1 protein-coding gene is annotated in these 1,179 nt (G+C 67.3%); it reads right to left on the bottom strand.

From position 1 onward, the window contains the following. The coding region (locus IQ782_RS29590; RefSeq protein ID WP_240989683.1) for a UDP-glucose dehydrogenase family protein at positions 1–1,179 on the bottom strand (1,179 nt) is incomplete at both ends.

The raw sequence follows: 1,179 nt of genomic DNA, 5'->3' as shown, positions 1-1,179 counted from the left end.
CTTGAGATCGAGCGCGCGGAACTCGTTCCACTCGGTGAGGATCACCAGCAGGTCGGCACCCGCGGCGGCGGCATAGGGGTCTTCCTCCCAGGTCACGCCGGGCAGCAGCGCCTCGCCCTCGCGGCGGCCCTGCGGGTCGACCACCGACACGCTCGCCCCGCCGCCGACCAGCGCCGGCACGATGGTCAGCGCCGGCGCGTCGCGCATGTCGTCAGTGTTGGGCTTGAAGGTCACACCCAGCACCGCGACCTTCTTGCCGTTGAACGAGCCGCCGCAGAGGTCCAGCAGCTTGTCGGTCATCCGCCGCTTGGTCTCCTCGTTGACCTTGATCACCGTCTCGACGATCGAGATCGGCGCCGCGTGCTCCTGGCCGATGCGGGCCAGCGCCTTGGTATCCTTGGGGAAACACGAGCCGCCATAGCCCGGACCCGCGTGCAGGAACTTGTTGCCGATGCGGCCGTCGAGCCCCATGCCCTTCGACACGCTCTTCACGTCAGCGCCGACCTTCTCGCAGAGCGCGGCGATCTCGTTGATGAAGGTGATCTTCGTCGCGAGGAAGGCATTGGCGGCGTATTTGATCATCTCGGCGCTCTCGAGATCGGTGGTGACGATCGGGAAATCGCGCAGGTAGAGCGGCCGGTAGATGTCTTCCATCACCTTCGCCGCGCGGTCGTTCTCGACGCCGACGACGACCCGGTCGGGCTTCATGAAATCGTCGATCGCCGCGCCCTCGCGCAGGAACTCGGGGTTCGAGGCGACGTCGAAGTCGAGGCCTGGGTTGGCGGCGGCGACCACCTCCTGCACCTTGCGGTTGGTGCCGACGGGGACGGTCGATTTGGTGACGATGACGATGTAGTGGTCGGCCGCCTTGGCGATCTCCTCGGCCGCGGCCATCACGTAGCTGAGATCGGCGTGGCCGTCGCCGCGGCGGGTCGGCGTGCCGACGGCGATGAACACCGCCTCGGCGCCCTTGATGGCGGCCTGCAGGTCGAGCGTGAACGACAGCCGCCCGGCCTCGACGTTCTTGGCCATGAGCGTGTCGAGCCCCGGCTCGTAGATCGGCACCTCGCCGCGCTCGAGCATCTCGATCTTGCGCGGATCCTTGTCGACGCAGACCACCTCGTGGCCGAAATCCGAGAAACAGACCCCGGAGACAAGCCCCACGTAGCCGGTGCCGAT

It is taken from the genome of Salipiger mangrovisoli (assembly GCF_015223355.1).
GTDB lineage: Bacteria > Pseudomonadota > Alphaproteobacteria > Rhodobacterales > Rhodobacteraceae > Salipiger > Salipiger mangrovisoli.
Note: the sequence above shows the minus strand (reverse complement) of the source record. Positions and strands in the feature narration are given on the sequence as shown.